The organism is Brunnivagina elsteri CCALA 953, assembly GCF_002289455.1.
GTDB classification, from domain to species: Bacteria; Cyanobacteriota; Cyanobacteriia; order Cyanobacteriales; family Nostocaceae; genus Brunnivagina; species Brunnivagina elsteri.
On record NZ_NTFS01000268.1, the window covers coordinates 1 to 9,046 of the forward strand.

Here is a 9,046-nt window from a genome sequence, read left to right on the forward strand (position 1 = left end):
CGGGAACGCCAAAGGCGAACGAGGGAACGGGAAGTCTTTCGCCTACCTTCGTCAGCATGACAAAGGTTTATATTCTATCCGTTTTGAGTATAGCTTTACCTTCCTGCTCTGGGAGGAAAAGCAATTTGCCCCTATTCCCCTTTTTCCAAAGCTTCTAAATCCAAGTTCTTTAGGTGTAAGTAAGGATTCTCAATCAAACGTTCACCTCGGAGGAAACCAGTATTAGCTCCGGGGCAAATGTATGAAAGTGAAAGTGTTTCGGGTGAAAATTTTTCGAGTAGTAATTTTAGGCTTTTAATTTGACGAAACCAATGAAAGGTTTTGGCAGTTCGGATTGGTGTTACTTCACCTTTAGGATTGGGAAGTATATGCCTTCCGGTAAATAATACGCCGCCAAAATCGCTATAGTAGAGACAAGAAGAACCAGGAGAATGCCCTGGTGTCCAAATTAATTCCGCGATACTACCGTTGGTATTGGCTGGTTTGATGTCTACGACAACCTGAGTCGCGATCGCAGAAGCTGGATTTAATTTTAATTCGCGACCAAAAGTAGTTAAAGTTAGTCCCGGCAGCAAATAAGCCTCGTGTTCCTGAATTACAATTTTGCAATTAAAGGCTTGTTGAATTTCTGCGGTTTTGCCAATAGCACCACGATGACTAATAAATAACCAACGTACACCACCATGCAATCTGATAAAATCCTGGTTTATATTGTCCCAAGCTGGACAATCGATCAGGATATTGCCTTCATTTCTCACAATGAAATAAGCAGTTCCTCCCAGTGTGTCCCGATTTGGTGGAAAAGCGAAAATATTATTTAGTACAACCCGTGGTTGCTTAAGTGTTTGACTCGGATTTTGATTTAAGGAGGACATGGGAAGGGTGGATTTTAAGGAGTGATGTATTAGCTGGCAAAAGTAACAAATATTTTCAAGTATTAATTCTCAAGTAATTAAAACCTGTAAATCAAAGTAGAGAATAGAGTGTATAACCAACCGTGGTGGAAAAATAAAAATGAACTACATAACAAAATATAAATAAACTTGTAGTTTAAGCTGTCTTTGCTCTCAAAATGCGAAGAAACTATATCGGATATTCAAAATTTTGGTATTAAACCATTTTGTATAACTAGCCGTTTTCGCAATGATTTCGGCACAATGCTGAATTAAAATCAAGCATTTTATAATCTAAAATATACAATCTACAATTCAAAATCACTTGAATTTGTCAGGAGGCATTCGTCAGAAGGTAATCAGATAGGGATTCTGCCCTCCGCTTATTAAACCCTTATGGCAGAGGTAACAAATATAAGTCTTTATTTCTTCTATTTCCTCCTGCCCTCTGCCTTCTGCCCTCCCCTGATAAGACGTTTGTTTCAAAATACACAAAGATAACATGGCATTTTGGTTTCTCCTTTTACTAGGAATTATTACTTACTTGATGGTGCAGCGTAGTGCCGCTCAAATCACAAAAACCCCAGTTTGGCTATTGTGGTTGATATTGATGGCTCCAGCGTCCCTGTGGACAGCATGGACTGCTGTAAACGGTCAAAATACCCGTCCGCCACAGGCTCTGATGATTGGACCTTTGATTATTTGTCCAATTTTATACTGGGTATTATTTCAAATGGGACGACGACCAGAGTTAAAGGGAACCCAGACAGAACCAACCACACCAGAATCTCAATCAGCTATTAATTCTACCGCAGAGCCATTACCAGTACGTCCGATTGAGCCATCAGAAGAAACCCAACTGCGGAATTGTTTTCCTTGGTCGATATATTATCTGCAAAATATAGAGTATCGACCGCAAGCTGTGATTTGTCGGGGACAATTGCGCTCAGATGCAACCAAAGCTTACCAAGAAATTAAAGAAAATATTGAGGAACAATTTGGCGATCGCTTTTTGATTATGTTCCAAGAAGGTTTGAACGGAAAGCCTTTCTTTGTTCTTGTGCCAAATACACAACTTGCCAAGCATCAGTATGGCAATTCGGAAAAATTAACACGACCTGTATTTGCATTAGGGTTACTATTTGCAACATTACTGACCACAACTTTAATTGGTGTACAAGTTGCAGGTGTTGATGCCAAGCAAATACAAGCAAATTTTGGACTGTTTTGGCAAGGATTACCCTATGCATTGGCATTAATGACTATTTTGGGATTGCATGAATTTGGTCATTACTTAGCTGCCAAACGCTATAAAATTCGCGTGACGCTGCCATATTTTATTCCCATACCATTCTTTTTAGGAACTTTTGGTGCTTTTATTCAAATGCGAAGTCCTGTACCCAATCGTAAGGCATTATTTGATGTTAGCATTGCTGGTCCAATCGCTGGATTGATTGCTACTTTTCCTCTACTTTTTTGGGGGTTGACACAATCAAAAATTGTTCCTCTCACCGAACAGGCAGGATTGTTAAGTTCGGATTCTTTAACAATTCTCAATCCTAAATATTCAATTTTATTAACGTTAATATCAAAAATATTTTGGGGTAGCCAATTAACTGCAAAATCAGCTATAGAATTACATCCCGTTGCTTTTGCTGGATTACTAGGATTAGTGATAACAGCATTAAATTTAATGCCTGTTGGGCAATTAGATGGTGGTCGGATTATTCATGCGATGTTTGGTCAACGTAATGCAATTATTATCGGGCAAATTGCACGTTTGTTGTTGCTGTTACTTTCATTAGTACAACCAGGGTTTTTCCTCTGGGCTGTGATTCTGCTATTCATCCCTTTAATGGATGAACCTGCATTGAATGATGTTACGGAAATTGACAATAAACGTGATTTTTTAGGTATTGCGGCAATGGCTTTTTTGGTTTTAATTGTGTTGCCATTCCCGAAGGTTTTTGCAGGTTTTTTAGGAATGTAAATCCTTCAGAAGGATTCAGGAATGGAATGTAGAGACGCGATATCTCGCGTCTATTCTGAAAAGTGTTGTAATAAAGATTAGGGCAAATTGAATATAATAAAAGTCAGGGCAAACAACTGTTTGCCCCTACAGTATTCTCGACAAGCGGAGCTTAATGCCAAAGGCATATCGTAAGCTGTATTTAAATCAACTGAGAACCGCCATAATATACAGTAATGTCTTTGATTCTAAAAAGATTCGGGGATTTGATTATCTAATTAGATGTGGAATTAGCAGCTTCAGAAGTTTTTGCGGGAGAAACACCCATACGGATTTCTGTAGTAAAAGAACTCGTATTTAAAATACCAGAATGTGTTATTGAACTTACACGCATCCGTAAATTATCGCTGGCAAACCATAGTTTTTCTTCGGAAGTTGTATTTTCTGATTCAATTACTAACGTTAGAGATTCATCAGCACCAAGTTTGTAATATCCTGTTAGTGGTTTTTCTGTATTACTAACCTGACGGAATAATTTACCTTCATTGGCATTACTAGCATCTGCGACTAAAGCCAAAATAACCGAACCAGTATTTTTCTGATTTAATTTAGTTGTATCATTCCAATTCACTTTTACAGCAATAATTTGAGAATTGGCATTGATTTTACAGCTTTCGCAAATTCTGGTAATTTCTGGATTTGTAGCTGGTATTTTTTCAAAAATTATCTCTGATTTTGCTTCTTGCATTTGTTTCGCTGCTACCACATGGGATGTACGGTGAGCAAACCATTTACCTGTGCTTAATTCAAAGAATTCTTCAATATTCATTATTAGTTATTGGTTATTTTTTAGTGGTTGATAGTTAGTGGTTGATAGTTAGTGGTTAATAGTTAAAGAACTTTCAAAAAATAAAATGTATAAAATTACAGACCTTTTGATCGTACCCTTCATAGGGGTGGGGGAACCCCACCCCTACAATAATTTGGGAGAATTTATTTCTTGGTGTTCTCTAATTGTTAGTGGTTATTTATTTCATCAAATAACAATTACCTATGAACCATTACCCATTAACTATTAAACTTGATATCCTGCCTCTTCTAACCGCTTGAGGGAAATTTTCGCGGATTCGGAAACGTGATTATGGCTGTCTTTTTCCAGGTATTTCAGCGCTGAAACGGTTTTTGGGGTAGGGAGATTGCCTAGTGCTTCCGCTAAACGCTGCCTGACTAACCAATCTTCGGCTTGGGCAAAACGAAGTATATCATCTACTGCGGTGATATCTTTGATTTCGCCTAATGCCGCGATCGCAGCTTGTTGTAATACTACTTCTGGACCATCTAAGGCATTAATTAATGCTTCGCGGGCACGGGCATCTTTTAAATTCCCCAGGGCAACGGCAGCGCTGAAACGTACTAACCAATTGGTATCTTCGTAAAGCGATCGCACTAACATCTCAAATGCTCGCTTATCTTCTAAGTATCCCAATGCACCAGCAGCATCCGCACGAATACTGTAATCTGGGTCATTTTCGAGAATGCTTACCAAAATTGGATAGGATTCTGCTGTTTGCTTGATGCCAAGGGCAAAGACTGCCATCGCTCGAATTTGTAGGGATTCGTCATCGAGTACCTTCTTAATTAACGGTACTGCGTCTTCAGCAGGGATATCACGCAAACTCGCAAGGGCAACCATGCGATCGCGTAAATTCGAGCTTTCTAATTGGCTTGATAGTTCTTCGAGGCTTGGAGTAGCCATCTATATTTACAGCGCTCTTGCTACTTACATTTACTATTTTATAAGAGAAATTGTCAAAATATTAAGTATTATTGCGTTTACCGAAAATCTACCTGTGTATCTTCAAAATCTGTTCTCCCAACTAAAACTGAAATTACGGATATTCCAGACTAGTGCAGCTTGGCTAAAATAACTTTCCAGTGGTAAATTGCAAAAAGGCTTGTGAAATAATGCTTTTTCCCCTCTGCCCTTCTGCCCTCTGCCTTCTTTCACTACTTACCTTTTTGCCGTTCTTTCAATTTCAACAGCATTTCAGCGTGCATTTCGCGGGTAATTGGATAAAAATAGGTCAATACCAAGCCTAAAACTAATGCGATCGCGGGAACGGGAGCAATAAAAAAGCGGATTATTTGTAGTACGGAATCTGGCTGAATGGGAACAAGATCGGTTGCTGTTGGTTTGATATATCCTGCCCAACCTAAGCTTTCCAGCATCATCGCAACTGCTAAACCTAAGCAAATTTTTTGGACAAAGACAGCAAGACTGTAAAATATCCCTTCCCGACGTTGCCCTGTTTGGATTTCGTCCAGTTCAATCACATCTGGTAACATCGACCAAGGAATGAGATAAGCACAGGAAACACCAACACCAGCTAAAATACATAGGGTATATAAAAAAACTATTTGACCTGGTTGTAAGAAGAATAATCCGATTTGAGCAATTAGCCAAGAACTCATTCCCATGCAGTAAACAGCCTTTTTACCCACCAGACGACTGATATAAGTCCAAACAAATAACATCGCCATTGCTGTCCCTTGCACAGCTAATAATACCAAACTCACATGTAATTGTGGTAGACGCATAAAACTAACGACAAAATAAGGTATTATTCCTGCGGTTAATTGCACGGCTAACCAAGAACATAAATAAATACCGATAACGAAGAGAAAAGGAACATTGGTAAAGACTATTTTGAGTTGTTGGAATAAAGGTAGAGAAACTGGCTGTTCTAACTCTGGGTTGCGGTTTGCGACAGCTTCAGCGCGTTTTCTCGTTCCCCAAACGCACCAATATATGGGAAATACTGAGATAATTGCACATACAGCTCCCAGAATCAAAAACTGTAAAGCTCTGTCTTTGGGGAAAATTGCGCTGATAATTAGGGCAATCATCAGAGACAGGATGCTACCACCAATGGAAAAACTAAAGCGAAAACTGTTTAAACTGGTACGTTCGTCATAATCTTTGGTCAGTTCAGCAGTTAGGGCTGTGTAAGGTAAATTAACAACGGTATAAAAAGCATTAAATAAAATCGATGCGGCTGTGTAATACCAAAACAAAGCTGTTTGATTTACACTATCATCCCCACTAAAGCGGGGAACAATCCACTGTAAAAAGAAAAAGATACCAAAAGGAATAGCTCCCCAAATCATCCAAGGATAGCGTCTACCCCACTTACTTTGAGTGCGATCGCTTAATACTCCCACCATCGGATCGTTGATTGCATCCCACACTTTCCCAATCAGTTGGGTTCTTCCCGCTAGACTAGGATTTAATCCCGCAACATCGGTCAAAAAAGGTGATAAATAAGAAATACCAATCATCGCAGTTATTGCTGTACCTAAATCACCTGCTCCAAAAGCGAGTTTGGTACTTAAATTCAATTTTTCGCTGCCAGTGTTTTTTTCGGAAGAATTTAGCGAGGAATCATTCATATAACTTTGCACTCATAATAAAATAATTAGGTATTACCACTCACGAAGCATTATTCCCTATCAACCAGGTTGTTTATGCCAGATATTTACGTTTCTTGGTCAGATTATCACCAAAAAATCGAGCAACTTGCCGCTCAAATTTATCAATCAGGTTGGGAGTTCAACCAAATTATCTGTCTGGCACGGGGAGGATTACGAGTTGGAGATGTTCTTTCCCGTATTTATGACCAACCACTCGCAATTTTAGCTACATCATCTTACAGTGGTGCGGGCAAACAGGAAAGGGGGAATCTTATCTTTTCTGAGCATGTAACAATGACGACTAAAAGTTTAGGTTCGCGAATTCTCCTCGTTGACGATTTAGTTGATTCCGGTGTCACACTCCAAGAAACAATTCCTTGGTTAAAAGAATATAGCAAAATCCCTGTGGATGATATTCGGACTGCTGTGATTTGGTATAAAGATTGTTCAGTAATTACACCAGATTATTATGTCGATTACTTGGCTGATAATCCTTGGATTCACCAACCATTTGAACCTTATGAAATGCTGAATCCAGCAGAGTTAGTTTCTAAATATACTGCTGTCAGAGCGACTTGATATGAACCATAATTATTTTTTGGTCAAACCAGATACGAAGATTTTCCTTAAGGATTACGATCCTGAATATACGGGTAAATATCAGAATAAAACTGATGCTTTGGGGGTATTACAAGCTGATATTGAGCAAATGGGAAAATATCAAGATATTCTCTATGCTCAAAATACCTATGCATTGCTAATTATCTTTCAAGCAATGGATGCTGCGGGTAAAGATAGTACTATTAAGCAGGTAATGTCTGGTGTTAATCCCCAGGGATGTCAAGTTTTTAGCTTCAAATCTCCTAGTTCGGAAGAGTTAGACCACGATTACCTGTGGCGAACAACAAAGTCTTTACCGGAACGCGGTAGAATTGGTATCTTCAACCGTTCGTATTATGAGGAAGTGTTGATTGCTAGGGTACATCCAGAAATTCTCAACAGTCAACAACTACCTAAAATACCTTCTGGCAATCAAATTTGGAAGCAACGATTTGAGGAGATTAATAGTTTTGAAAAATACTTGACAAATAACGGGATTGTGATACTCAAATTTTTCCTGAATATCTCAAAATCAGAGCAGAAAAAACGTTTTTTGAGACGAATTGAATTACCTGAGAAAAATTGGAAGTTTTCTATTAGCGATGTTCAAGAGCGTGCTTTTTGGAATGATTACATGAAAGCTTACGAAGATATGTTTAATCATACCAGTACCAAATCAGCACCTTGGTATATCATTCCTAGCAATAATAAGTGGTTTGCCCGTCTTGCTGTGTCCGATATTATTTGTACTACACTCAAGCAACTCAATCTACAATACCCGAAAGTTAGTAATGACCACTTACAGCACTTGCACCAGGCAAAAGCTGCATTAGAGAATGAAGATTAGAAAGTGAGGATTGTGGAGATGTGATGGATTTACGTCTCCACATTTGTGGAACAATCCAAAATAATTCAACAAAAATTTTGACAAAACAAGCTATACTCCCAGTGAGTTGAAAAATTAATAATGCTAATATTGATTAGCACTCGTGAAATATAGCTATATAATTCCTAAAAAGAAAAACAAATTATACCAACAATTAACAAGTGTTTGCCAATTAACAATAGGGTTGGTTCAAATAGGGAAAAGCCTACTGTATATAGCTTTGTGCTCAGTCAATTAGAAAGTTTGGAAATAACATTAAAATGGCATTAAAGGCTGTAAAGTTTAGATAAAGAGTTGTATTTAGTAAATATAATAGACCAGTAGATTTGCGAGTTAGTAATTCAGAATAAGAACAAGTACATGTACTGATTTCTAATTCTCAATAATTCCATTAATATTTACTTAATCGACAGTCAATTAATTGACTTTAGTAGAGTTTAATTTACTTAAGGAAAGATTGATTTGTTAAAATTATTTTTCTGGTAGTGAATAACAAACTTTCGGAAATGCCGGATACAGGTTGTAAGTATATGACATTCATCCAACACGGTTTTTAATTGAAATTGGCTACTTAAGGAGTCTCTGTGGTGAACAAAATCCAACTATTCACGGTTTTTAGTTACGTACTCATGACCTGTTATTTTTTCTTCAATTGGATCAGGTTTTCCCAACGTCGTCCAAGTTCTTCAGTTGAAGATGGTTTTTTGTCGTTTGTGATGTGCTGTATTACGACTATTTTTTGGCCTTTGATTATCCCAATGTCTGTGGTAGAGATAGTTCAGACACGCAGAATCGAATATGGTACTGCTGTTCCCGTGCTAGCTGTCCTATTGGCGTTAAGTTTGTCACTGTATCTAGCCTAAATCAATTTTGCTTTGATTCACCTCCTTAACTTCTAACACTCTTTGCACTACATTTGACTAATTGAGTTAAGGGACTTCTAGAAAATCAAATTTCCCAATGTTATAGATTTACCAATCGTATTCAATTGTATCATTCGTATCAATAGTGAGTAAGGGTGGGGAGACCCCACCCCTACGACAATTGGGGATAATTTAGGGTTTGTTCTTTTTTCGCCATTCTTTTTTTTCGCCATTCTTATAGAAGTAGAGAAAATTTTTGCTGAATAGACATCTCTGAAAATGAATGTAGAGACGTAGCACTGCTACGTCTCTACAAGGATTCCAGACAACGAATAATTAATTTCTGGAGATGTCTAATTTTAAT

At 38.0% G+C, this 9,046-nt stretch carries 8 protein-coding genes; 4 read left to right on the plus strand and 4 right to left on the minus strand.

The window, feature by feature from the left end; genetic code table 11:
- Window positions 1–131 precede the first annotated feature (131 nt).
- Window positions 132–875, minus strand: coding sequence for an MBL fold metallo-hydrolase (locus tag CK510_RS20545; protein WP_095723476.1), 744 nt, complete (start codon window positions 873–875; stop codon window positions 132–134).
- Window positions 876–1,395: 520 nt separating this feature from the next.
- On the opposite strand from CK510_RS20545, the gene CK510_RS20550 reads away from it, so the two are divergent.
- Window positions 1,396–2,883 (plus strand): site-2 protease family protein, encoded by a 1,488-nt coding sequence (locus tag CK510_RS20550; protein WP_095723477.1) that lies wholly within the window; start codon window positions 1,396–1,398, stop codon window positions 2,881–2,883.
- Between the two features lie 253 nt (window positions 2,884–3,136).
- Here CK510_RS20550 and CK510_RS20555 read toward each other — a convergent pair whose 3' ends face one another.
- The 3 genes from CK510_RS20555 to CK510_RS20565 all read right to left on the minus strand — a co-directional run bounded on the left by CK510_RS20555 (window position 3,137) and on the right by CK510_RS20565 (window position 6,312).
- Window positions 3,137–3,691 (minus strand): phycobiliprotein lyase, encoded by a 555-nt coding sequence (locus CK510_RS20555; RefSeq protein ID WP_095723478.1) that lies wholly within the window; start codon window positions 3,689–3,691, stop codon window positions 3,137–3,139.
- Window positions 3,692–3,937: 246 nt separating this feature from the next.
- Window positions 3,938–4,618, minus strand: a complete 681-nt coding sequence (locus CK510_RS20560; protein ID WP_095723479.1) for a HEAT repeat domain-containing protein — start codon at window positions 4,616–4,618, stop codon at window positions 3,938–3,940.
- A gap of 251 nt (window positions 4,619–4,869) precedes the next feature.
- Window positions 4,870–6,312 (minus strand): MFS transporter, encoded by a 1,443-nt coding sequence (locus CK510_RS20565; RefSeq protein ID WP_095723480.1) that lies wholly within the window; start codon window positions 6,310–6,312, stop codon window positions 4,870–4,872.
- Window positions 6,313–6,387: 75 nt separating this feature from the next.
- Here CK510_RS20565 and CK510_RS20570 point away from each other — a divergent pair, with 75 nt between their 5' ends.
- From CK510_RS20570 to CK510_RS20580, 3 genes are all read left to right on the plus strand, one after another.
- Window positions 6,388–6,912, plus strand: a complete 525-nt coding sequence (locus CK510_RS20570) for a phosphoribosyltransferase (protein WP_095723481.1) — start codon at window positions 6,388–6,390, stop codon at window positions 6,910–6,912.
- Window position 6,913: 1 nt separating this feature from the next.
- Window positions 6,914–7,780, plus strand: coding sequence for a polyphosphate kinase 2 family protein (locus CK510_RS20575; RefSeq protein ID WP_095723482.1), 867 nt, complete (start codon window positions 6,914–6,916; stop codon window positions 7,778–7,780).
- A 626-nt stretch (window positions 7,781–8,406) separates the two neighbouring features.
- Window positions 8,407–8,682, plus strand: coding sequence for a hypothetical protein (locus CK510_RS20580; protein WP_095723483.1), 276 nt, complete (start codon window positions 8,407–8,409; stop codon window positions 8,680–8,682).
- Window positions 8,683–9,046: the final 364 nt, after the last annotated feature.

Bases quoted from the DNA above. Each gene is read 5' to 3' on its own strand.
- CK510_RS20545 (WP_095723476.1), bottom strand. From the start codon at position 875: ATGTCCTCCTTAAATCAAAATCCGAGTCAAACACTTAAGCAACCACGG.
- CK510_RS20550 (WP_095723477.1), top strand. From the start codon at position 1,396: ATGGCATTTTGGTTTCTCCTTTTACTAGGAATTATTACTTACTTGATG.
- CK510_RS20555 (WP_095723478.1), bottom strand. From the start codon at position 3,691: ATGAATATTGAAGAATTCTTTGAATTAAGCACAGGTAAATGGTTTGCT.
- CK510_RS20560 (WP_095723479.1), bottom strand. From the start codon at position 4,618: ATGGCTACTCCAAGCCTCGAAGAACTATCAAGCCAATTAGAAAGCTCG.
- CK510_RS20565 (WP_095723480.1), bottom strand. From the start codon at position 6,312: ATGAATGATTCCTCGCTAAATTCTTCCGAAAAAAACACTGGCAGCGAA.
- CK510_RS20570 (WP_095723481.1), top strand. From the start codon at position 6,388: ATGCCAGATATTTACGTTTCTTGGTCAGATTATCACCAAAAAATCGAG.
- CK510_RS20575 (WP_095723482.1), top strand. From the start codon at position 6,914: ATGAACCATAATTATTTTTTGGTCAAACCAGATACGAAGATTTTCCTT.